At 58.0% G+C, this 24100-nt stretch carries 17 protein-coding genes and 1 tRNA gene; 4 read left to right on the top strand and 14 right to left on the bottom strand.

All coding sequences use genetic code 11. The features are described from left to right. Nucleotides 1–37 precede the first annotated feature (37 nt). Nucleotides 38–1075, top strand: a complete 1038-nt coding sequence (locus ABD112_RS08685) for a glycosyltransferase (RefSeq protein WP_343925027.1) — start codon at nucleotides 38–40, stop codon at nucleotides 1073–1075. 10 nt (nucleotides 1076–1085) lie between these two features. On the opposite strand, the gene uvrB is transcribed toward ABD112_RS08685, so the two are convergent. Together uvrB and coaE are read right to left on the bottom strand one after the other, a co-directional pair. Continuing rightward, a complete protein-coding gene (gene uvrB / locus ABD112_RS08680) occupies nucleotides 1086–3158 on the bottom strand; it encodes an excinuclease ABC subunit UvrB (protein WP_343925025.1) in 2073 nt (690 codons plus the stop codon). Between the two features lie 76 nt (nucleotides 3159–3234). Continuing rightward, nucleotides 3235–3852, bottom strand: a complete 618-nt coding sequence (gene coaE, locus ABD112_RS08675; RefSeq protein WP_343925023.1) for a dephospho-CoA kinase — start codon at nucleotides 3850–3852, stop codon at nucleotides 3235–3237. 39 nt (nucleotides 3853–3891) lie between these two features. Between coaE and ABD112_RS08670 the strand changes: the two genes are divergently transcribed. Next, nucleotides 3892–4479 carry a DUF4126 domain-containing protein gene (locus ABD112_RS08670; protein WP_343925021.1) on the top strand — a complete coding sequence of 196 codons (588 nt, stop codon included), beginning with the start codon at nucleotides 3892–3894 and terminating at the stop codon, nucleotides 4477–4479. Nucleotides 4480–4664: 185 nt separating this feature from the next. Here the strand turns inward: ABD112_RS08670 and rpsA are convergent, their stop codons facing one another. From rpsA to polA, 4 genes are all read right to left on the bottom strand, one after another. Continuing rightward, nucleotides 4665–6131 carry a 30S ribosomal protein S1 gene (gene rpsA / locus ABD112_RS08665; RefSeq protein WP_343925019.1) on the bottom strand — a complete coding sequence of 489 codons (1467 nt, stop codon included), beginning with the start codon at nucleotides 6129–6131 and terminating at the stop codon, nucleotides 4665–4667. Between the two features lie 296 nt (nucleotides 6132–6427). Continuing rightward, nucleotides 6428–8146, bottom strand: a complete 1719-nt coding sequence (locus ABD112_RS08660; RefSeq protein ID WP_343925017.1) for a DUF885 domain-containing protein — start codon at nucleotides 8144–8146, stop codon at nucleotides 6428–6430. A 42-nt stretch (nucleotides 8147–8188) separates the two neighbouring features. Next, nucleotides 8189–8455: an HPr family phosphocarrier protein gene (locus tag ABD112_RS08655; protein WP_343925015.1), complete on the bottom strand. Its 267-nt coding sequence runs from the start codon at nucleotides 8453–8455 to the stop codon at nucleotides 8189–8191. 50 nt (nucleotides 8456–8505) lie between these two features. Beyond that, nucleotides 8506–11172 (bottom strand): DNA polymerase I, encoded by a 2667-nt coding sequence (polA, locus tag ABD112_RS08650; protein WP_343925014.1) that lies wholly within the window; start codon nucleotides 11170–11172, stop codon nucleotides 8506–8508. Nucleotides 11173–11231: 59 nt separating this feature from the next. Between polA and ABD112_RS08645 the strand changes: the two genes are divergently transcribed. Further along, a complete protein-coding gene (locus ABD112_RS08645; protein ID WP_343925013.1) occupies nucleotides 11232–11663 on the top strand; it encodes a PaaI family thioesterase in 432 nt (143 codons plus the stop codon). A gap of 41 nt (nucleotides 11664–11704) precedes the next feature. On the opposite strand, the gene ABD112_RS08640 is transcribed toward ABD112_RS08645, so the two are convergent. Beyond that, on the bottom strand, nucleotides 11705–12310 hold the full coding sequence (locus tag ABD112_RS08640; protein ID WP_343925011.1) for an ANTAR domain-containing response regulator: 606 nt from the start codon (nucleotides 12308–12310) through the stop codon (nucleotides 11705–11707). 39 nt (nucleotides 12311–12349) lie between these two features. Here ABD112_RS08640 and ABD112_RS08635 point away from each other — a divergent pair. Continuing rightward, nucleotides 12350–12432: transfer RNA gene (locus tag ABD112_RS08635), tRNA-Leu, on the top strand. A gap of 158 nt (nucleotides 12433–12590) precedes the next feature. On the opposite strand, the gene pyk is transcribed toward ABD112_RS08635, so the two are convergent. The 7 genes from pyk to trpC all read right to left on the bottom strand — a co-directional run bounded on the left by pyk (nucleotide 12591) and on the right by trpC (nucleotide 24099). Further along, on the bottom strand, nucleotides 12591–14036 hold the full coding sequence (pyk, locus tag ABD112_RS08630) for a pyruvate kinase (RefSeq protein WP_343925009.1): 1446 nt from the start codon (nucleotides 14034–14036) through the stop codon (nucleotides 12591–12593). A gap of 61 nt (nucleotides 14037–14097) precedes the next feature. After that, entirely contained in the window at nucleotides 14098–15555 is a 1458-nt protein-coding gene (locus ABD112_RS08625) for a glutamate synthase subunit beta (RefSeq protein ID WP_343925007.1), read from the bottom strand. Beyond that, a complete protein-coding gene (gene gltB / locus ABD112_RS08620; protein ID WP_343925006.1) occupies nucleotides 15548–20122 on the bottom strand; it encodes a glutamate synthase large subunit in 4575 nt (1524 codons plus the stop codon). Before gltB ends, ABD112_RS08625 begins: the two co-directional genes overlap by 8 nt. Nucleotides 20123–20195: 73 nt before the next feature. Beyond that, nucleotides 20196–21278: a prolipoprotein diacylglyceryl transferase gene (gene lgt, locus ABD112_RS08615; RefSeq protein WP_425563817.1), complete on the bottom strand. Its 1083-nt coding sequence runs from the start codon at nucleotides 21276–21278 to the stop codon at nucleotides 20196–20198. A gap of 33 nt (nucleotides 21279–21311) precedes the next feature. Continuing rightward, nucleotides 21312–22094 carry a tryptophan synthase subunit alpha gene (gene trpA / locus ABD112_RS08610; protein WP_343925004.1) on the bottom strand — a complete coding sequence of 261 codons (783 nt, stop codon included), beginning with the start codon at nucleotides 22092–22094 and terminating at the stop codon, nucleotides 21312–21314. Then, nucleotides 22094–23329 (bottom strand): tryptophan synthase subunit beta, encoded by a 1236-nt coding sequence (gene trpB, locus ABD112_RS08605; protein WP_343925003.1) that lies wholly within the window; start codon nucleotides 23327–23329, stop codon nucleotides 22094–22096. The genes trpA and trpB overlap by 1 nt, the downstream gene beginning before the upstream one ends. Then, a complete protein-coding gene (trpC, locus tag ABD112_RS08600) occupies nucleotides 23329–24099 on the bottom strand; it encodes an indole-3-glycerol phosphate synthase TrpC (RefSeq protein ID WP_343925001.1) in 771 nt (256 codons plus the stop codon). Before trpC ends, trpB begins: the two co-directional genes overlap by 1 nt. Nucleotide 24100 lies beyond the last annotated feature (1 nt).

Here is a 24100-nt window from a genome sequence, read left to right as displayed (position 1 = left end):
CTATGCAGGCGATAATGAGTAGATGCACATTGCGCACGTGACCAATTTCTATTCAGTACCGGCGCTCTCCCCCTCCAGCGCAGTTCGCGCTCGAGGCATCGCCTATCGAGCGGCGGGGCACGAGTTTTCGGTTATTGTACCGGGCACTGTCGCATCGGTAGCGGGGACTGAGTACGGCACCCTAGTAACTGTTCCCGCACGTGGTGCAGCGATACGACGTGGATTTGTTCGGATCCCGCTCGCGATTCGACGTGCGCTCGACAGACTCGTCCCCGACCGCATAGAGGTCGCAGATCGACTCAGCTTCCGTCAGCTCGGAGCGTGGGCTCGAGAAAATCACGTTCCAGCAGTGCTATTCGCGGATGACGTCCCTGCCGACTGGGCGACCGATGCCGCACTAAAGAACTACGACCGCGTCGTGTGCGGGATCGACGGCGCAACACTCTCCCCTGTTCGCTCCGACGCCGGCATAATTGTGACTATGCAGCCGGGTGTTGATCTGGAGATATTCACTCCTTTGCGTCATAACTCCGCGCTTCGCGACACGAGCGGCGCTGACCTCATCGCTGTGTGCGCCGCGCCCCTCACCGCTACCGGCTCAGTATCGATCGCGATCGACGCGATCCGCAAGCTCACCGAAGACGGAACAGACGTTCATCTAGTTGTCCTGGGAGACGGCCCCCTTCGCTATCGTCTTGAGCGGAGTGCACACGGGCTTCCTGTGCAATTCTTGAGAGCCAGCAACTTATCCCTCGCCGAACGAGCAGAGGTCTTCGCAACGGCCGACTTCGCCCTTGTAACTGCTGGCGGCTCTGTTGGTCATGCCGTTGCTCTCGAAGCACTCGCGTCTGGCACCCCCGTGATCGTGAGCGGGAGCATCCGGAGTCGAATCGAATTTCGCAGCGGTGGTGGAGTAACCACCGCTGCTGACCCTGCTCATATCGTGAACGCGGTCAGCAAGCTGAGCGAGGTATCCGTCGAGAGCCGCAGGCGTGCCGCTCGCGAAACAGCGCTGCGATTCGATGCAATGCCACTATCGCGCGCGATGATTGAGCTTCACGATTCACTCAACTAGCACACGGCCTCTAGCGCAGGTGGCCTGCCTGCTCCATTTGGCGTAGCTCCTTTTTGAGGTCTTGAACCTCATCACGCAATCTCGCTGCAAGTTCAAACTTCAGTTCGGATGCCGCCTGAAGCATTTGCTCGTTGAGATCCGAGATGATCTGCTCAAGATCGTTTCCACCGGCCGCCGCGATGCCTTCGCGCGCAAGATTCGGAGTCGGGGCCCGCTTTTTGCCATCTCGGTTGCGGGTAGACAACAATTCAGCTGTGTCAGCACCTTCCCGGAGGAGTGCATCGGTAATGTCAGCAATCTTTTTGCGAAGTGGTTGCGGGTCGATGCCGTGTTCGGTGTTGTATGCGACCTGCTTTTCACGGCGGCGGTCGGTCTCTTCGATGGCGAACTGCATGGAGCGGGTAATGACATCCGCATACATGTGAACCTCACCCGAGACGTTTCGCGCCGCACGACCGATGGTTTGGATGAGCGAGGTTGACGAACGCAAGAAGCCCTCTTTGTCGGCGTCAAGAATTGCGACAAGCGAAACCTCGGGAAGGTCAAGGCCCTCACGAAGTAGGTTGATGCCTACGAGAACGTCATACACGCCTTGACGAAGCTCGGTGAGCAACTCGACACGACGCAAAGTGTCTACGTCAGCGTGCAGGTAGCGCACTCGAACGCCGTGCTCCGAGAGGAACTCGGTGAGCTCTTCTGCCATCTTCTTGGTCAGAGTTGTGACCAGAATGCGTTCATTCTTTTCGACGCGCGTGGTGATCTGTTCGAGCAAGTCATCGATCTGACCCTTCGACGGCTTCACTACGATCTGCGGATCTACCAGACCGGTAGGGCGGATGACCTGCTCGACGATCGAGTCAGTGATCCCGAGCTCATATTTTCCCGGGGTGGCTGATAGGTAAATCTTCTGCCCAACACGTTCCAAGAACTCTTCCCACCTGAGTGGGCGATTATCGAGTGCACTCGGCAGCCGGAAACCATGCTCGACTAGGGTGCGCTTTCGGGAAGCATCGCCCTCATACATCGCCCCAATTTGTGGCACAGTGACGTGTGACTCATCGATGACGACAAGGAAGTCCTCTGGGAAGTAATCAAGCAGGCAGCTCGGTGGCTCCCCCGGCTGGCGACCATCCATGTGAAGCGAATAGTTCTCGATGCCGTTGCAAAAGCCGATCTGCTCCATCATTTCGATGTCGTAGGTCGTGCGCATCCGCAATCGTTGTGCTTCAAGCAGTTTTCCCTGACGCTCAAGCACTGCCAACCGATCCGCAAGCTCTGCTTGGATCGACACAATTGCGTGCTTGATAGTTTCGGGGCTCGCAGCGTAATGTGTGCCAGGAAAGACGGAGACGGCATCCATCTTCTTGACGATCTCGCCGGTGAGCGGATGCAACGAATACAACGCTTCAATCTCGTCACCGAACATCTCGATGCGAATAGCCAGCTCTTCGTACACAGGAATGATCTCGATAGTGTCGCCGCGCACGCGGAAGTTGCCCCGCGAGAAGTCATAGTCATTGCGCTGATACTGCATAGCGACAAATTTTCGGATGAGCGTCTCACGGTTGATGCGCATGCCTACTTGAAGCGCAATCATCGCCTCAAGGTACGACTCAGCAGCGCCCAAGCCGTAAATGCTCGACACAGTAGAAACCACGATCGTGTCGCGGCGGCTCAGTAACGAGTTGGTGGTGGAGTGCCGAAGCCGCTCAACCTCAGCATTGATCGATGAATCCTTTTCAATAAAAGTGTCCGTCTGGGGAATGTAGGCCTCAGGCTGGTAGTAGTCGTAGTACGAAACGAAGTACTCAACTGCGTTATTCGGCATAAGGTCGCGGAACTCATTAGCCAACTGAGCAGCAAGGGTCTTGTTGTGCGACATGATCAGCGTGGGCCGCTGCACTTGCTCGATCAGCCAGGCAGTGGTCGCTGACTTGCCAGTACCGGTAGCACCCAGAAGTACAACGTCAGTTTCACCTGCGTTGATGCGCTGTGCGAGTTGGCGAATCGCCTCGGGCTGATCGCCAGAAGGTGAGTACTCGCTAATCACCTCGAACGGACGCACTGAGCGGGTAGGTTGCATTACTCAAGTCTAAGCAGGCGCACTGACAACTTGATCAGAGCTGCTTGATCAGAGATGCTTGACCAGAGATGCTTGATCACAGGCGTTTGTGCAACCGACTAGTAATTAGCGACCACACTTCATCGGCGCGGCGCTCAGTGTCAGCGAGTGAATCATTCGCCTCGATCACGAAATCGGCCACTTCACGACGCTGCAGTGACGTGGCTTGAGAAGCCACTCTCCCCTCCGCCTCGCTGCTCGTCATCGCACGATGATCGATCAGTCGCTGTACTCGCACTTTAGGGTCAGCTTCTACGGTCACGACTAAATCGAAGCGCGCGAGCGACTGAGCAGACTCCACCAACAACGGGATGTCGTAGACAATGATTGCCTCAGCGTTGATGCACGCTGCATCATCAAAGCGGCTCTGGGCAAGACGACTGATCGCGGGATGCGTGATGCCGTTCAATGCTTCTCGCGCGTCGGTATCGCCAAAGACCAATGCTCCAAGCGCTGACCGGTTCACGGAGCCGTCGTCAGAGATTACCTCTGGCCCAAAACGTTGTGCGATCTGGTCGAGCACGGGCGAACCCAGCTCAACCACTTCCCGCGCCAGAGCATCCGCATCGACAACCACAGCACCCTGATCCTGCCAGCGCCGTGCCACGGTCGACTTTCCTGAAGCAATGCCTCCGGTGAGCGCTATTAAGTGCATGCGCTAATGCTAGCCTCAGCCTGTTGAAAGGAACTCCGGATGCTCGAGCTGCTTACCGGTAGTGGTCTGGCTGTCGCAGCCGGACTCAATGCCTACATTCCGCTGTTGATCTTGGGGCTCGCAGGGCGCGTCTTCGATTTCGTCGAGCTACCCACGGCCTGGGCGTGGCTTGAAAACCCTTGGGTGCTAGTAGTCCTCGGCGTACTTCTTGTCGTTGAAATCGTTGCAGACAAGGTGCCAGTCGTCGACTCCGTCAACGACTGGATTCAGAGCGTTATCCGACCTGTGGCGGGTGGCATCGCATTCGGCACAGGCGCGGCCTCTGAGACGGCTGTCGTTACCGACCCGGCCTCATTCTTCACCTCGAGTGCTTGGGTTCCGGTCTCCATTGGCGTAGTACTCGCCTTCGGCACCCACGCCGCCAAGATGCTCGCGCGACCAGCGCTAAATGCCGCGACCGCAGGCGCCGCAGCTCCCGTGGTTAGCGCCGCAGAAGACATCAGCAGTGTGTTGCTAAGTTTCATGGCACTGCTGGTGCCAGTGATCGGGTTTTTCGTACTTCTCGGAATGATTACCCTGGTTGTGTTGCGCATCCGACGCTCGCGGCGTGCACGACTGTTGAACTAGTACGGTCGCTCCGTTCGATTCTTGCTCCCCGCCGGTTGCCCGCCAGCTGCCACGACTGCCAGCTGCTGGATACTGTGTGTCTTGCTTCTCGCTTCTCGGGTGTAGTGCACCAGCTAGAGCGAGTCCGGTTAACTGACTGTGGCCAGCCTCCCGAGGGAGACTGGCCACAAACGTTCAACGAGAAACTAGTTGCTGCTGGAAAGCTTTTCGCGCAGAGCGGCGAGAGTCTCGTCGTCTGCAAGCGTTCCTGCACCTGCACTTGATGCTGCGTCATCGTTCGAGAACGACGACGAGCCGGCGGGTGCACTGCTGATCGACTCTTCCTGAATCGCTGCAGCTGCAACCTGCTTCTTGTGCTGTTCCCAACGCTCCTGGGCGGCAGCATAGTCCTGCTCCCACTTCTCGCGTTGTGACTCGAAGCCATCTTTCCACTCGTTGGTTTCGGGGTCGAAGCCATCGGGGTACTTGTAGTTGCCCTGGTCGTCGTACTCGGTGAGCATTCCGTAGAGAGCCGGGTCGAACTCGGTTCCCTCGGGGTCAACGCCCTCGTTAGCCTGCTTGAGGCTAAGCGAGATGCGACGACGCTCGAGGTCGATGTCGATGACCTTGACGAATACCTCGTCGCCTACCGAAACAACCTGCTCTGCGAGCTCAACGTGCTTGCCCGACAGCTCAGAGATGTGTACGAGGCCCTCGATGCCGTCTGCGACGCGAACGAACGCACCGAACGGAACGAGCTTGGTGACCTTACCGGGCGCAACCTGACCGATTGCGTGGGTGCGGGCAAATACCTGCCACGGGTCTTCCTGAGTTGCCTTGAGCGACAGCGACACGCGCTCGCGCTCGAGGTCAACTTCGAGAATCTCGACGGTGACTTCCTGGCCAACTTCAACAACTTCTGAAGCGTGCTCGATGTGCTTCCACGAGAGCTCGGAAACGTGAACGAGACCGTCAACGCCGCCGAGGTCGACGAACGCACCGAAGTTAACGATCGAGGAAACGACACCCTTGCGAACTTGGCCCTTGGCCAAGTTGTTGAGGAACGAAGTGCGGCTAGCCGACTGAGTCTCTTCAAGAAGTGCACGACGCGACAGAACAACGTTGTTGCGGTTCTTGTCGAGTTCGAGGATCTTGGCTTCGATCTCCTGGCCGAGGTACGGCGTGAGGTCACGAACGCGACGCAGCTCGATGAGCGATGCGGGGAGGAATCCGCGAAGTCCGATGTCGACGATGAGCCCACCCTTGACAACTTCGATGACCGAACCGGTGACAACGCCATCCGATTCCTTGATCAGTTCGACGTCGCCCCATGCACGCTCGTACTGTGCGCGCTTCTTGGACAGGATGAGACGGCCTTCTTTGTCTTCTTTCTGAAGAACAAGTGCCTCAACAGTGTCACCAACGTTGACAACCTCAGTGGGGTCAACGTCATGCTTGATGGAAAGTTCACGGGAGGGGATTACGCCCTCGGTCTTGTAACCGACGTCGAGGAGAACCTCGTCACGATCGATTTTGACGACGGTACCTTCGATAAGGTCACCATCGTTGAAGAACTTCAGAGTCTTTTCGACCGCGGCGAGAAAATCTTCAGCAGATCCAATGTCATTGATGGCGACCTGCTTGGGTGCCTTGTCGGTCGTTGCGATTGTCATGTAGTAGTAGCTCCGGTATGGGTTGCGCTTCGAGAAGCGCACAATTGGGCCAACGGTGAAATGTAACTTTGTGATCGCCGATGGCAGGCGAATAAGAAGTCGCAATTGCGACACTCCAGCCTAACGCCTCTCGTTAGCTAAAACCAACCAGCAAAGCCCCGTGTTTCCCTCTCCAGCGCAAGAAACGGTGCTCCCCCGGCGCGAACCGGGAGCACTAACGCCAATTAACGCTGTTCGTACGGCGCCAATTAGTGCTGTTCGTACGGCGCCAATTAGTGCTGTTCGTACGGCGCCAATTAGTGCTGTTCGTACGGCGCCAAAAGCGCGGTTCGGAGGGTATCGAGACCTACTCCCCCAACGTTCAGCGCACGACGATGGAACGATTTCAGATCGAAGGATGCACCCTCACGAGCCTTGCACTCATCGCGCAGCTCTTCCCAAATGCGTTGCCCCACCTTGTAAGAAGGAGCTTGCCCTGGCCAGCCGAAGTAACGGTTGACTTCGAATCGAACGTTCGCGGGGTCGAGCGTGACATTGTTCGTCAGGAACTCCAGCGCGTAGTCCCAGTCCCATACTCCTGTGCCGTCTAGCTTCGGCTTTCCTAAGTGCACACCGATGTCTAGGACCACTCGTGCCGCGCGCATACGCTGTCCGTCGAGCATGCCGAAACGGTCGGCTGGATCATCCAGAAAACCAAGCTCGCTCATAAACCGTTCCGCATACAACGCCCAGCCCTCAGCATGACCCGATGTTCCGGCCAACTGCCGACGGTAGGTGTTTAGCTGATCGCGGTTGTAGACAGCCTGCGCAATCTGCAGATGGTGGCCAGGAACGCCTTCGTGATAGACGGTGGTCGCTTCACGCCACGTCGTGAACTCTGTTACCGACTCTGGCACTGACCACCACATGCGGCCAGGGCGGGAAAAGTCATCACTTGGCCCGGTGTAGTAGATGATTCCGTCATGAGTTGGGGCGATCATGCACTCGAGAGCGCGCATCGGCTCAGCGATGTCGAAGTGGGTGCCCGCTAACGCATCCACCGCCTCATCGCTCAGATTTTGCATCCATTGGCGGAGCGCCTTGGTGCCATGGAGGGTGCGCGAAGGGTCAGAGTCAAGATGCTCGATTGCCTCGGCAACTGTCGCGCCAGGCAAGATCTCACGCGCAATTGCTTCCTGCTCGCGAGTCATGCGAGCAAGCTCTTCGATTCCCCATTCGTACGTCTCGTCGAGGTCGATCTCCGCGCCGAGGAAGCCCCGAGATTCGAGCGCATACAGATCGCGCCCGAATGCGTCTTGGGGCGTCGCTCGCGGAGCAAGTTCAGTACGGAGAAATTCTTCGAGTTTCTGGTAGCTCTTGGCCGCTTCAGAAGCACCATTGGTCAGCGCGCTATCTAGGGTGGAATCACCACCAGTGAGAGAGCGAGCTCCCGCGATGAAGTCGTCGAAAAAGCCGCCAGATGCCGAAATCTGTTTAGCCTGAGTGATTACTTCTGCGACTTGACGCTGAGCGGGCACCACTGATTGATCGATGCCATGTCGAAGGGTGGCGATGTAGCCATCGATAGCCGCCGGAATATTGCGGAGGCGGTCTGCTATTACCGACCAATCGTCGCTCGACGCCGTTGGCATGAGATCAAGCACGCCACGAATGTCTTGGGCCGGGCTCGCCAAATTGTTGAGATCGCGCATCCACAAGCTCGCGGCATCAGAGTCAAGATCGAGTCGCAACGTCGAGACCATCTCGGTCTTCGTGACAAGATCTACGTCGTCAATGACTGTTGCGGCCTCGAGGTGAGCCAGCACGCTACGAGTGGCGTCAATGACGCCCGCGTGGCCCTCTGGAGAATAATCCGCATAGCCTGAGTGCGCCCCCGGCGATCCGATCCATGTGCCGATTGCGGGGTTGAGCTCCGTAAGAGTCTCTACCCACTTCTCGGCGATCGCGTCGATTGGCGTGGTCTCGCGTGGGCCGTTGACGCTAGCATCGGTGGGCTGAGGCTTCGAATCTGACATCGTTGTCTGGTTTCCTCTGTGTCGAGTTCTCTACTGAGTTATCTAGGTGTCTAGTTCGCTTGACAGCAACGCCGCTAACGAATCCAACGCAGTCTCGGCGCCTTCATCATCGGACGACAGCGTCACGGAATCGCCGAACTCTATCCCCATGGAGAGCACGCTGAGGATGCTCGCCGCATTGACAGTCTTGTCTGTGGAGTCGGTGAGCATCACCTTTACTCCACAGGTACCTACCGCTTGAGCAAACACTGACGCAGGTCGCGCGTGGAGCCCCACCTTCGATCCGATGGTTACGGTTCTGCTGGTCATATCGGCTCCTTCGCGGCGGTGGCTAATGCGTGTTGTGGCGGTCCCGGTGCCTAGTGGGCAGCGGAATCCCAGTTGTGACCGGTTCCAATGTGAACATCTAGCGGTACGGAGAGTGTTGCCGCTCCTGACATTCGCTCATGGACAATAGTAGTCATTCGCTCAAGTTCGCCTGCAGCGATTTCGAATACGAGTTCGTCATGAACCTGGAGCAGCATCCGCGATGTTAGCCCTTCGGTGCGGATGTCGGTATCGATCTGCAACATCGCAAGTTTGAGGATGTCTGCGGCCGAACCCTGAATAGGCGAGTTCAGCGCCTGGCGTTCTGCGTTGTCGCGCAGCACCCGGTTCTTCGAGTTGAGGTCGCCGAACGGACGACGGCGCCCGAAAATCGTGGTCGTGTAGCCGTCAACGCGTGCCCGCTCTACTACGTTGCGCAGGTACTCACGTACGGCACCGAAGCGGGCAAAGTAATCAGTCATCAAGGCTTTGGCTTCGCTGGTCTCGATCCGAAGCTGTTTGCTGAGACCAAAAGCACTAAGTCCATAAGCCAATCCATAGGACATCGCTTTGACCTTGGTGCGCATCTCAGCGGTGACGTCGGCCGGCTCGACGCCGAAAATGCGGGAACCAACAAAGCGGTGCAGGTCTTCACCCTCGTTGAACGCCTGAATGAGACCCTCATCGCCCGACAGGTGAGCCATGATGCGCATTTCGATCTGCGAGTAGTCGGCAGTCAGCAACGTGTCGAAGCCAGCTCCCGCCTCAAATGCTGAGCGGATCTGACGGCCCGTGGCTGTCTTGATAGGCACATTCTGCAGGTTCGGATCGTTCGATGCGATGCGCCCTGTGCTCGAACCGGCCTGCTCATAGGTGGTGTGAACGCGGCCGGAGTCGTCGATCGCTTTCTCGATGCCGGTGATGATCTGAACGAGCTTTGTGGCGTCCCTATGCTTGAGCAACAGGTCAAGAAATGGATGCGGCGCTTGTTCTTGCAGGTCAGTCAGGCTCGCAGCATCCGTTGAATACCCGGTCTTGTTCGCCCGCGTTTTGGGCATTTCGAGCTGAGTAAACAGCACGTCTTGAAGCTGTTTGGGACTACCTAGATTGATCTCGCGCCCGATCACTTCGAAGGCGTTGCGCGCGACTTCGGCCGCAGTCTCTGACAGCGACGTGCTGAGGTGGTTGAGCAACTGCCGATTCACGGCAATACCCGTGCGCTCCATCTGCGCAAACACCGGAACGAGCGGCATCTCAATTTCGGTAAGAACACCGAGTGAACCTTCGTCGAGTCTGCCTGCAAGGTATTTGGCCACGCGCACCACGTACCACGACAGTGTTGCGGGGCTCAGCGCCTCAGTTTCTGGCACGAGCTGATTGGGGTCGCTTTGTTCGATTGTCTCGCCGAGGTAGTTGTAAACCTGAGCTTCAAGCTCCTCAGGCTTGCCACTGGGCTTGAGAACCCAGGCTGCGAGCATGGTGTCGAAAGCAACACCCGCGATCTCCAACCCGTTCGCTGACGCGATCTTGAGCTGCGCCTTCGCAGAGTGCATAAACTTCGGTGCATCGCCGGCCAACCATTCAGAAAGCGCAACGTAGTCGAGTCTGTCTGCAGCCCACGGCACGAAGGCGGTTTCGGAGGCTGTGGCCAGCCCGAGACCGGTAACGGTGCCCTCAACGATCGCGAGCGTAAGCCCGAGCGGCTTTGTGCCCTGAACGCTATTGGTGTCGATCCACTTAGCCAGTTCTTCATCGACCATCGTGCGCACAACGGGAACGGTGATTGCGGTGTCCACCGGTACGGAAGCCGAAGGCTCATCGCCACGCTCCGCTGCCGCTATCTTAAGCACGCGCTGGAGCAACGTCTTGAACTGAAGGCGATCAAATACTTCCTGAACAGCGGCCTCGTCAATAGGGCGACGGTCTAGGTCTCCGACAGCGACGGGCAACTCAACGTCGGTGAGCAGATGGTTGAGCTTGCGGTTGCGTACCGCTCGATCCATCTGATCACGCAGGTTTTGCCCAACGACGCCCTTGATCTCTTCGGCGTGGGCGAGCACTTCATCGAGCGATCCGTAGAGGTTAATCCACTTGACCGCGGTCTTCTCCCCCACTTTGTCGACGCCGATGAGGTTGTCGCTTGTCTCCCCAACGAGAGCCGCGACCTCCGGATACTGGTGGGGCTCAACTCCGTAGCGTTCAAAGACAGCGTCGCGGTCGTAGCGCTTCAGCTCTGAAACACCGCGAGCGTTCGGGTAGAGAAGCGTGACGTCATCGTTGACCATCTGGATGGCGTCGCGGTCACCCGAGACCACAAGTACGCGAAATCCGTTGTTCGATCCCTCATTCGCGAGGGTGGCCAGAATGTCGTCAGCTTCGTAATCTTCTTTGCTCAGCGTTTGCACCCCCATCGCCTTAAGGGCTTCTTCAAGGAGCGGAATCTGACCGACGAACTCTACCGGCGTCTCGCCGCGGGTTCCCTTGTATTCGGGGTACTCCCTGGTGCGGAATGAGTATCGCGAAATATCGAAGGCGACCGCTAGATGCGTGGGCTTCTCATTCTGAAGTAGAGAAATCAGCATCGACAAGAAGCCGTGAATGGCATTGGTGTGTTGCCCCTCACGGTTCTGAAAACTGTCGACCGGAAGCGCATAAAACGCTCGGAAGGCCAACGAATGGCCGTCAATGATCATGAGGGTAGGCTTTTGATTATCCGACACGCAGCCAGCCTAGCCGCGCCTGCCGACAGCCGGAACGACTTAGCGTGAAGGGCACCTCTGTGAAGTATCCCGATGACCTTGATCCTGAACTTGTCGCACGCCTCATTGAGTCAGGCGGAGGCGCACTCACCCGAAAAATGGGGATCGAATTCTTGGAGCTCGGAGCGGAACGCTCTGTTGCCACGATGCCCGTAGAGGGCAACACCCAAGTGATCGGCATCCTGCACGGTGGTGCTCACGTTGTCTTGGGCGAGTCGCTCGGATCAATCTCTTCAGCAATCCACGCTGGTCCAGGACGAATTGCCATGGGCATCGAAGTCAACGCGACTCACACCAGGGCGGTACGCGAAGGAATCGTCACAGCCACGTGCACCGCGATCGCACTGAGTCGAACTCTGGCCACTCACGAGATTGTGGTCCGCGACGAGCAAGAGCGTCGGCTCTCCACTGTGCGCATCACGAACATCCTGAAGGATCGGCACACTTCATAGGACCGCGCGGATGTAGCGTTACTGCCCCGCAGCAGAGGAAATTACTTCTTAGCGCTTAGCTGGTCGATGATCGCCTGCGAGACATCATGCATCGTCAAGCGACGGTCCATAGATGCCTTCTGGATCCAACGGAAGGCGTCGGGCTCGCTCAGCCCCATCTTTTCGTTTAGTAGGCCCTTAGCCCGGTCAACAAGCTTGCGGGTCTCAAAACGCTCGACGAGGTCGCTGACCTCGGCTTCAAGCGTGATGATCTGCGCGTAGCGGCTGAGAGCAATCTCAATGGCAGGCAAAAGGTCGTTCGGAGTGAACGGCTTCACGACGTAGGCCAGTGCACCAGCCTCTGAAGCACGCTCTACGAGTTCCTTCTGACTGAAGGCCGTGAGGAGCACCACCGGGGCGATGTGGTTGGCGCTCAGGCGCTCAGCCGCAGAGATGCCGTCGAGCTGAGGCATCTTGACATCCATGATGACCAAGTCGGGGCGCAGTTCTGTTGCCAGAGCCACAGCGGTCTCACCGTCACCGGCTTCACCGACAACCTCGTAGCCAGCGTCACGGAGGATCTCAACGATGTCCATGCGGATGAGCGACTCATCTTCGGCAACGACGACGCGGCGAGGAGCAGTTGGATTGGTGTTTTGGTCAGTCACAGGAGCAAGCCTACGGTATTCTAATCAGCGTTGTAGTCAGCCGAATTGGCGGAATGGTAGACGCGGAGCACTCAAAATGCTTTGTTCGAAAGGACGTGTGGGTTCGAATCCCACATTCGGCACAACATTTGGATAATGAAACCGAGATCAGCACGGCTGATCTCGGTTTCATTCGTTAACGACTGTGCCGCTGTTAACGACTGTGCCGCTGTTAACGACTGTGCCGGCGCAAACCCAGAGGTTCGGCGCCGGCACAGTCTCGCTAATTGGCTAGCTTGAGCTACTTGCTCTCCCAAGCCGGAGCCTTGGCGTTAATCGCATCGCCGATGATGTGCACGCGCAGGTCGTTGGTGGATCCAGCGATTCCGGGAGGGGAACCAGAAATTACAACAACCTTGTCGCCGACTTCAGCCAGCTTCTGATCAAGCAAAACCTCGTCGACTTGGCGATACATCGCATCGGTGTGAGTAACTCGGTCAACGACGAACGACTGGATGCCCCAAATTAGCGCCATGCGGCGGTGAATCTCAGGGTTGGGTGTGAACGCCTTCATCGGGATACGGAACCGCAGTCGCGACATCCGGCGTGCTGAGTCTCCAGACTCCGTGAATACACACACGTACTTCGCCTCGACGAAGGTGGCAACATCAGCCGCTGCGAGAGTAATCGCACCGCCCTGAGTCTTTGGCTTCGTGCCGAGCTCTGCAATGCGGTCGAGACCGTGCTCCTCGGTGGACTCAACAATCTTTGCCATCGTCTGAACGGTGATCACGGGGTACTCCCCCACGCTAGTCTCACCGCTGAGCATGACGGCGTCAGCGCCATCCAAGATCGCGTTAGCAACGTCAGAAGTTTCTGCACGCGTTGGCACTGGGCTCGAAATCATCGACTCAAGCATCTGCGTTGCCACAATGACCGGCTTCGCCATACGGCGAGCCAGCTCAACGGTGCGCTTCTGCACAATCGGCACTGCCTCGAGAGGAAGTTCGACACCGAGATCTCCGCGCGCAACCATGATCGAGTCAAAGGCGTCAATGATCGCTTCGAGGTGGTCAACGGCCTGCGGCTTCTCGATCTTGGCGATGACAGGAACGCGACGGCCCTCTTCGTCCATGATCTCGTGAACACGAACGATGTCCTCTGCATTGCGCACGAACGATAGCGCGATGAGGTCGGCACCAAGTTTGAGTCCCCAACGAAGGTCATCTTCGTCTTTCTCAGAGAGAGCAGGAACATTCACGGCAACACCGGGCAGGTTGATGCCCTTGTTGTTCGAGACTGCACCAGCAACGATGACCTCTGTCGTAACAACGGTGTCGGTCGAGCTAACAACCTTGACCTTGACCTTGCCGTCATCGATCAGCAAAAAATCGCCGGGAGCAACATCCTGCGGAAGGCCCTTGAAGGTGGTTCCGCAGATTTCGCGGTTACCCGCGATGTCGTCGGTCGTGATCTTGAAAATGTCGCCGACGGCGAGGTCGTAGGGGCCGTCCTCGAACTTGCCAAGACGAATCTTGGGACCCTGGAGGTCGACCATCACGGCAACTGCGCGGCCAGCGTCTTCTGCGGCGCGACGCACGTTCGCGTACACCTCTTCGTGAACCGCATAGGTTCCGTGACTGAGGTTCATGCGAGCAACATCGACACCTGCATCGATGATTGCCCTGATGTTCTCGTAGCTCGACGTAGCCGGGCCGAGTGTCGCGACGATTTTAGCGCGTCTCATAACTTCCTTTGACAATTCAGTGGTGGTGGAACGGGTGGTGGTGATAGTGGTGATGGAACAGCTAAACGGTCATACCGCGATCGCTGGGCGAAACCGGGAAAGGCAATTGTGTCTCTCCCTCAAGGTACCGATCTACAGCGGATGCCGCAGCCCTGCCTTCAGCAATAGCCCACACGATTAGCGACTGACCACGACCGGCATCCCCGACAACGTAAACGCCTGGGGTATCGCTCTGGTAGTCAGCATCGCGGGTGAGATTGCCGCGGTCATCCGAAGCCAACGGAAGTTGATTGTCGAGGGTGTCAGTTTCAGGGCCGGTGAACCCCAGAGCCAACAGAACCAAGTCGGCAACGATCTCACGCTCGGTGCCCGCTTTCGGCACGCGACGGCCATCAATAGACTCTGTCTCTGCGACCTTGATCGCCCGAACTTCGCCAACAGAGTTGGTCACGAATTCGACGGTCGAGGCCAAGTAGAGGCGTTCGCCGCCCTCTTCATGAGCACTCGACACTTCGAAGAGTGTCGGGGTGAGAGGCCAAGGCTGGTGTTCTGGGCGTTCGGCTGGCGGCTGAACACCGATCGCAAGGTTTGTCACCGAGAGTGCACCCTGGCGGTGTGCTGTGCCGATACAGTCAGCGCCGGTGTCTCCACCGCCAAGAACAACAACGTGCTTGCCCTCGGCTGTGACCTGCTCGCTGACTGCGTCGCCTGCGAGAACCTTGTTGGACTGCACAAGGTATTCCATGGCGAAGTGCACACCAAGAGAGTCACGGCCCGGGACCGGCAGGTCGCGAGGCACAGTGGCACCAGTCGCGACGACAACCGCGTCATAACGCGATCGCAGATCGCTCCAAGAAATATCTACGCCAATGGTAACGCCAGCTCGGAAACGAGTCCCCTCAGCCTGCATCTGAGCCAAACGCAACTCGATGTGGCGCTTTTCCATCTTGAAATCGGGAATTCCGTAGCGCAGCAAACCACCAACGCGGTCTTCACGCTCAAACACAGCAACTGTGTGGCCGGCTCGTGTCAATTGCTGGGCTGCGGCCAAACCGGCGGGCCCAGAACCAACAACGGCAACGGTCTTGCCCGTCAAACGGCCGGGCGGATGCGGTGTGACGTTGCCGTCAGCGAACGCCTGATCGATGATCGAAACTTCGATCTGTTTGATCGTCACTGCTGGCTGATTGATTCCCAGAACGCACGAGCTCTCGCAGGGCGCGGGACACAGCCGACCAGTGAATTCAGGGAAGTTGTTCGTGGCGTGCAGACGCTCGATTGCTTCAGCGCTCTCACCTCGACGCATAAGGTCGTTCCACTCAGGAATGAGGTTGCCAAGGGGGCAACCCTGGTGACAGAACGGCACTCCGCAGTCCATGCAACGACCGGCCTGACGAGCCAACTGGCCCGACTCTTGCTGTTCGTAAACTTCTTTGAAATCCATCAGTCGCAGACTGACGGGGCGTCGCTTGGGAAGCTCACGCTCTTGTACCTTGAGGAATCCCTTGGGATCAGCCACCGGTTACCTCCTTGATTCGCGCCCAAGTAACGTCCCCGTCGGGGTCGAGTCCTTCGGCTAATGCGGTCGCTCGGGTTTCAATCACGGCCGCATAGTCGCGGGGCGTGACCTTGGTGAACTGGGCTGCCGTTGCATCCATATCGACGAGCATCTGCTCAGCAACAACCGACCCTGTTTCTTCGAAATGACGTTCGAGCAGGTCCTTCAGGATCTCGACATCGGCGCTGCCGAGTCCGGTCAGACCCAATTCGCCTGAACTCAACGATTCACCGTTGACGCGCTCTTCACGCAGTTGGTGGATGTAAGCGGTTCCGCCCGACATCCCGGCGCCAAGATTTCGACCAGTCGTGCCGAGAATAAGGACAAGACCACCGGTCATGTACTCAAGTGCGTGGTCACCAACGCCTTCAGCTACAGCCGTAGCGCCAGAGTTGCGCACCATGAAGCGTTCGCCGACTTTGCCGCGGATAAAAATGCTTCCGCTCGTGGCGCCATAGCCAATAACGTTTCCTGCGATCACGTTTGTCTCCGCAGGGAAAACACTCGATAGATCAGGTCGGACAACGACCGAACCACCCGAGAGTCCCTTGCCGACGTAGTCGTTGCTGTCACCGTAAAGCTTCAGCGAAATACCGGCGGGAACGAAAGCACCCAGTGATTGGCCGGCAGAACCGTGCAGGGTTATCGTGATCGTGTCAGTCGGGAGACCGTGCTCGCCATGGCGACGTGTAACTTCGTGGCCGAGCATTGTGCCAACCGCACGATCGGTATTGCGCACTGGCAGATCTATCGCCACAGACGTCTTGTTTTCTAGTGCGTTGCGGCTGAGCTCAATAAGCTTCTGGTCGAAATGCTCGTCAAGCTCGTGGTCCTGAGCCACTGACTGAGTACGCGGCTCATTGTCATCGAACACTGGCCCGTGAAATACCGGGCTGAGGTCGAGGCCATCAGTCTTCCAGTGTGAAATAGCTCGGTTCATGTCGAGCAACTCGCTGTGGCCGATAGCTTCTTCTAGCGTGCGGAACCCAAGCTCAGCTAGATACTCGCGAACCTCTTGGGCCAAGAACTCAAAGAAGTTGACGATGAACTCTGGCTTGCCGGAGAAACGTTCACGCAATTCGGGGTTCTGCGTTGCTACACCAACCGGACACGTATCGAGGTGGCAGACCCGCATAAGGATGCAGCCCGAAACGACGAGCGGCGCCGTTGCGAATCCGTACTCTTCAGCACCCAAAAGTGCGCCGATGATGACGTCGCGACCGGTCTTCATCTGGCCATCAACCTGAACGGTCACGCGGTCGCGCATTCCGTTGAGCATGAGCGTCTGCTGGGTCTCGGCCAGACCGATCTCCCACGGTGTTCCCGCGTGTTTGAGCGAGTTGAGCGGGCTAGCGCCCGTTCCTCCATCGTGGCCGGAGACCAATACAACGTCTGCTTTAGCCTTCGTGACACCGGCAGCAACTGCTCCAATGCCCTTCTGGCTGACCAGCTTGACGTGTACTCGAGCTGACGGGTTCGAACGCTTGAGGTCGAAGATTAGCTGTTTGAGGTCTTCGATCGAGTAGATGTCGTGGTGCGGCGGCGGTGAAATAAGGCCAACGCCTGGCGTGCCGTGACGTGTCCGTGCGATCCACGGATAAACCTTGCTTGCGGGAAGCTGACCCCCCTCACCAGGCTTAGCTCCTTGAGCCATCTTGATCTGGATGTCATCCGCATGAGTCAAGTACATACTCGTGACTCCAAAGCGACCGGACGCAACCTGCTTGATGGCACTGCGACGGGTGGGGTCGAGCAGTCGCTCAACGTCCTCGCCGCCCTCACCGGTGTTCGAGCGTGCGCCAAGCCGGTTCATCGCGATGGCAAGCGTTTCGTGAGCCTCTTTACTGATCGAGCCGTAGCTCATCGCGCCGGTGCTAAATCGCTTGACGATGCTCGCTACCGACTCAACCTCGTCGATGGGTACAGCTTTGCGACCCTCGGTTACGAACCGAAACAGACCGCGCAACGTCATCAGGTTTTCCGCTTGTTCGTCGACCTGAGACGTGTACTCGCGGAAAATGTCGTAGCGACGCGTACGCGTTGAATGCTGCAACTTGAAGACAGTTTCGGGGTTGAACAGGTGCGGCGGTCCGTCACGACGCCACTGGTACTCGCCACCCGTGTTGAGTCGTTCGTGCACGGTCGGGGCACGATCTTCTGGGTAAGCGGAAGTGTGGCGCGCGGCATTTTCACGAGCGATTGCATCAAGACTGACGCCGCCCAAGATGCTCTTCGTGCCGGTGAAGTACTGATCGACGAATGCTTGAGAAAGCCCAACAGCTTCAAAGGCTTGAGCCCCGGCATAGGAACTCACCACCGAAATACCCATCTTGGACATGATCTTCAAGACACCCTTGCCCAGCGCCGTGATCAGGTTGCGAACTGCCTTCTCGGCGCTCACATCGGTGATCGTGCCGTTGCGCACGAGCTCTTCGGCGGTTTCCATGGCCAAGTACGGGTTGATCGCGGATGCACCGTAACCGACCAGCAGCGCAACATGGTGAACCTCACGCACGTCACCGGCCTCGACCATCAGGCCAACCTTCATACGGTCCTGTTGGCGGATGAGGTGATGATGCACGGTCGCAACCATGAGCAGTGAGGGAATTGGTGCCAAGTCCTTATTGGAATCGCGGTCTGACAGCACGATGAATTCCGCGCCATCCGCAATCGCCGCGTCAGCCTCGGCACACATTGCCGCCAAACGGGCTTCCATCGCAGAGGGACCAGCGTCGACCCGATAGAGGCCCTTAATGGTTGTGGCTAGACGGGATCCCGGATGCGGTTCGATGTGCTGGATCTTGGCCAACTCATCATTGTCGATTACAGGGAACGGCAGCGCGACCTGCTTGGCGTGGTCAGGAGTTGCCGCCAGCAAGTTGCGCTGCGGGCCAACTCCTAAACGCATCGACGTGACAACAGACTCACGGATGGAATCCAGTGGCGGGTTGGTAACTTGGGCGAATTGCTGGGTGAAGTAATCAAAAAGCAGTCGAGGACGCTCAGACAACACTGCGATCGGTGTGTCAGAACCCATCGCACCGAGAGGTTCTGCGCCCAAACGAGACATTGGCTCGATGAGAATACGCACTTCTTCTTCGGTATAACCGAACGTGCGCTGACGACGGGTAACCGATGCTGGCGTGTGCACGATGTGTTCACGCTCCGGCAACTCTTCGAGCGCAATCCGACCGCTCTCAAGCCACTCGGCCCACGGCTGTGATGCTGCAAGCTCGGCCTTGATCTCGTCGTCTTCAATCAAGCGGCCGGCCTGAGTGTCGACCAAGAACATCTTGCCTGGGCGCAAACGACCCTTGCGAACGACCTTGGTCGGGTCTACATCGAAAACGCCGATTTCGCTGGCGAGAACGACAAGTCCGTCATCTGTCACGAGATAACGCCCTGGACGAAGTCCGTTGCGGTCGAGTGTTGCTCCCACAAGCGAGCCATCAGTAAAGACCAGCGCAGCCGGGCCATCCCACGGCTCCATGAGCATCGAGTGGTACTCGTAGAACGCGCGGCGACGCGGATCAGCGTCTACCTGATTCTCATAAGCCTCAGGAACCATCATCATCATCGCGTGCGGCAGGGGTCGACCAGCGAGGCTTAGCAGTTCGACAACTTCGTCAAACGACGCGGAGTCACTCGCTCCGGGCGTGTTGACGGGAAGAATGTCCTTGATGTCACCGAAAACAGCCGATTCGAGCTGTGACTGACGGGCACGCATCCAGTTGCGGTTTCCCTGCACTGTGTTGATCTCACCGTTGTGAGCAACCATTCGGAACGGTTGGGCCAAGGGCCACGATGGGAAGGTGTTTGTCGAGTAGCGCGAATGCACGAGAGCGAGCTTCGAGGCGAAACGCTCATCCGAAAGGTCGGGGTAGAACGGCTCCAGCTGAAGTGTCGTCACCATTCCCTTGTAGGTAATGGTGCGGCACGAGAGCGACGGGAAGTATGCGTGTAGGTCACGCTCGGCGCGCTTGCGCAGGCGATACGTCTGGCGGTCAAGGTGGATGCCGCGAAGCGTGCCCTTGAGGTCTACGCGCTTGGAGCGCAGGAACAGCTGCTCAATCGCAGGCATAGCTCCCCGAGCAAGGGTTCCCAACTCGTCTGGCTGAATCGGGACATCGCGCCAGCCCAAAACCGTAAGGTCCTCTTCTTCTGCCAGCTTCTCGATGCCGGCCTTGACGTCGTGACGGGCCTCGCTATCGAGGGGCAGGAAAACGTTGCCAACGGCGTAGCGGCCGTTGCTGGGCAGCTCAAAGTCAACAACGTCACGGAAGAAGGCATCCGGAATCTGCGTCATGATGCCCGCACCGTCACCGGTACCAGCATCAGAGCCCACCGCACCGCGGTGTTCTAGGTTGCGCAGCGCCTCAAGCGCCGTCGTAATGATGTCGTGCCCTGGCGTGCCGCGAAGCGTCGCCACCATGGCGAGCCCACAAGCATCTTTCTCATTGGATGGGTCGTACATCCCTGCAGCTGCGGGGATCGAACCAAAGCGTTCAAAGGGTGGGGTAACAGCCATGCCGTACCGTCCTCACATTGTTACTGGTGCGGAGAGGGACTTCTATGGCCCAGAGACAATTCAGTGCCAGTTTTTAGGCCTGAGGGGTGTGGCCGCTTGTGGCGGACTCTTTCGAAGCAGTGACAGGAGCGGACTCCTCGGCAGCGTTGACGACAATGTCATGCTCGGAATAGGTTTCATCGGAGTTTACAACACCATCGGCGGTCCACCGGTGACCATCGACATAGGCGCTCTGTTCAACACCGACATGACGACGCGACTGTACGACAAACAAGATCACGCCGAGAGCCACTGCGAAGATCGCGCCCCAGACGTTGACGCGTAATCCAAGGTAGACCTCGCTCGGATCGATGCGAATCGACTCAAACCAGCTTCGGCCGATGCCGTACCAAATCATGTACAGCGCCCAAACCTTGCCCCACTGAAGGCGGATCGGGCCGGTAGCGGTGAAGACGGGCAGGTTGAGACCAAGCACGTGCTTCTTGACGAAACCGTACTGGCGCTCCATCGTGAGCAAGAAAACAATACCGACTACGTTCCAAATCATTTCGTAGAGGAACGTGGGGTGAAAGAGCGTGTCGACGGGCAATCCAGCGGGGATCGCCGAGTTTCCGGCCTCAACTTCGAGGCCCCACGGCAGATCAGTGGGCTGACCGAACAGCTCATGATTGAAATAGTTGCCGAGACGGCCGATGGCCTGAGCCAAAAGCATGCCGGGGGCGAGTGCATCCGCGAAGCTCCAGAAACGGATACCGGTCTGACGTGCGCCGATGTAGGCACCGACGGCGCCACCAATCAACGAACCAAAGATGGCATTGCCACCGTTCCAGATGCGGATGATTTCCCACGGGTCTGCACCCTCATAGAAGTAGTCACCGGGGTGAGTGAATACGTGATACAAACGCGCACCGACCAAGCCGAGAGGGATAGCCCAGATGATGATGTCGAGCACGACGCCGGGCTCAGCGCCGCGGCTCGTGAGCCGACGCGAAGTCAACCATGTCGCCGCGACTATGCCCACCAGAATACAGATCGCATAGGTGCGGATGAGGATTGCCTGGCTCGGGTCAAACCCCACACCGCTCAACCATTGTCCGAAGGGAATCGTGACCAACGTGACCCACGACTCAGGCGGGCTCGGGATACTGAACGGCACTAATGACAAGACGGTCACCTTTCTGGACTGCGACTAAGCAAGCGTACCGGTCGAAAGTGAGGCTGCAGTCTTTGCGACCGCGCTCACCCCACCGGCAGACAAAGCGCTAACGAACACTGACCCGACGATTGCACCATCGGCATAGCTAAGAACTTCACGTACCTGGTCTGCGGTAGAAATACCGAGACCAACGCACGCGCTTGTCGATCCGGCGTCACGCAAACGGGCGACAAGCGTCTTCGCAGCACTATCGACATCGGATCTGGCGCCAGTGATTCCCATAGTGGATACCGCGTAGACGAAACCGGTGCTTGCCTCGACTGCGCGAACCAAGCGTTCGTCGCTTGATGACGGTGCTGCCAAGAACACGCGATCGAGGCCGGTGCGCTGAGAGGCAGCGATCCATTCCGACGCCTCATCACTGACGAGGTCGGGAGTGATGATTCCCGCTCCTCCGGCAGCCGTGAGCTCATCGGCGAAACGATCAACGCCAAACTGCATGATCGGATTCCAGTAGCTCATCAGTAGCACCGGCGTCGACACGCGCGAGGTAATCTCTGCAACGGCGTCGAAGCCATCCTGAAGTCGGAATCCATTGGCCAGAGCCTGTTGGGTCGCCTTCTGAATGGCAGGACCGTCCATTACAGGGTCGGAGTATGGCAACCCGAGTTCAATGACGTCAACGCCATTTTCTGCGAGAGCTACGGCTGCTTCGATGCTGTCGGCGATCGTGGGGAAACCAACCGGCAGATACCCGATGAGGGCTCCGGCGCGGTCACGATTCGCCCGTGTAATGGTGTCTTCTACAGCGCTCATTACTTCTCCTCCGCAGCAGGCTCGGCGGTAGTAGTCGCGGCCGCAGCATCAATGAGGTCGAAGTATTCCGCGGCAGTTTCCATGTCTTTGTCGCCGCGGCCACTGAGATTCACCAAGATCACCGAGTCTGGTCCGAGCTGCTTGCCCAGATCGAGGGCTCCAGCCAATGCGTGTGCAGACTCGATCGCAGGAATGATTCCTTCAGTTCTGCTCAACAAGCGCAGAGCATCCATGGCTTCGGCATCAGTAATGGGCAAATAGTTGGCTCGGCCAATATCTTTCAGCCACGAGTGCTCAGGTCCGACGCCCGGATAGTCGAGCCCAGCGGAGATCGAATGCGATTCGACGGTCTGGCCATCTTCGTCTTGCAGCATGTAGCTACGGGCGCCGTGGAGGACGCCAGGACGTCCACGCGTGAGAGTTGCAGCGTGGCGTTCAGTGAGGTGGCCTTCGCCTGCGGCCTCGTAACCGTAGAGCGCAACATCCGCGTCATCGAGGAATGCGTGGAAGATTCCCATGGCATTGCTGCCGCCGCCAACACATGCCACCACGGCGGTAGGCAGCGCACCAGTGAGCTTGAGAACCTGCTCGCGAGCTTCGTCGCCGATGACCTTGTGAAAGTCGCGCACCATGACGGGGAACGGATGTGGGCCAGCGACTGTGCCCAAGAGGTAGTGAGTGTCTTCGACGTTGGCTACCCAGTCGCGCAGCGCTTCGTTGATTGCGTCTTTCAGCGTGCGCGAACCGGCCGTGACCGGGATGACCTCGGCGCCGAGAAGACGCATTCGAGCGACGTTCAAGGCTTGACGCTCTGTATCGACCTCGCCCATGTAGACGACGCACGACATGCCGAAGAGTGCGGCAGCCGTGGCTGTAGCAACACCGTGTTGACCTGCGCCGGTCTCAGCAATCAACCGTGTCTTGCCGAGACGACGAGCAAGCAAAGCCTGGCCGAGCACGTTATTGATCTTGTGTGAGCCGGTGTGGTTGAGATCTTCACGCTTCAGGATGATGCGAGCACCGCCAGCGTGCTCTGCGAAACGAGGTGCCTCAGTAATAATTGAGGGTCGACCCGTGTAGCTCGCATGGAGCTCTGCGAGTTCTGCTTGGAACGACGGGTCATTCTTGGCCGCGTTGTACGCGGCATCAAGCTCATCGAGAGCTGCGATCAGCGACTCGGGAACGAAACGTCCACCGAACTCGCCAAAATATGGGCCTAGTTCATCTCTCAGCATTAGCAGTCCAAAAACTCTTGCAGGGTGGCAATAGGGTCGCCGGTGACGAGTGCTTCTCCCACGAGAACCACATCGGCGCCAGCCTTGCGATAGTGAGCAACATCAGCCGCCGATTTCACGGCAGACTCGGCGATACGAATAACGCCGCTCGGAATCTGATCGGCAAGCTCACCGAACAGGTTCTGGTCGAGTTCGAAGGTGCTCAAGTTGCGGGCATTGACGCCAACCAAGCTCGCTCCGACATCAAGGGCACGGGACACCTCTTCAGCGGAATGGGTCTCCACGAGCGGGGTCATACCGAGTTCAACGATCAGGTTGTACAGCGTCTCGAGAGTCCGCTGATCGAGAGCCGCAACGATGAGGAGCACGAGATCTGCACCAGCCGCGCGTGCCTCGAACACCTGATACGGCTCGGCAATAAAATCCTTGCGCAATACCGGGAGACGCACGACCGACTTCACCATCATGAGATCTTCGAGCGAACCACCAAATCGACGCTGCTCAGTCAACACACTGATCGCACTGGCGCCGCCAGTTTGGTACGACAAAGCAAGCGATGCAGGATCGCTGATTTCGGCCAGTGCGCCACGCGAGGGGCTCGATCGTTTGATCTCAGCAATGATGTGCACGCGCTCTCGCGGTGACAGCGCCTCAAGGGCATCCACAGCGGGCACAGCTTCAGCGGCAGCCTGTTCGACATCGGCGAGGCTGACAGCTTCACGGCGAACGGCGGCATCTTCGAGCGCGCCGTCGACTAAATCGGAGAGCACT

The organism is Rhodoglobus aureus (genome assembly GCF_039527955.1).
GTDB classification, from domain to species: domain Bacteria; phylum Actinomycetota; class Actinomycetes; order Actinomycetales; family Microbacteriaceae; genus Rhodoglobus; species Rhodoglobus aureus.
This window is presented reverse-complemented; position numbering and strand designations above follow the sequence as displayed.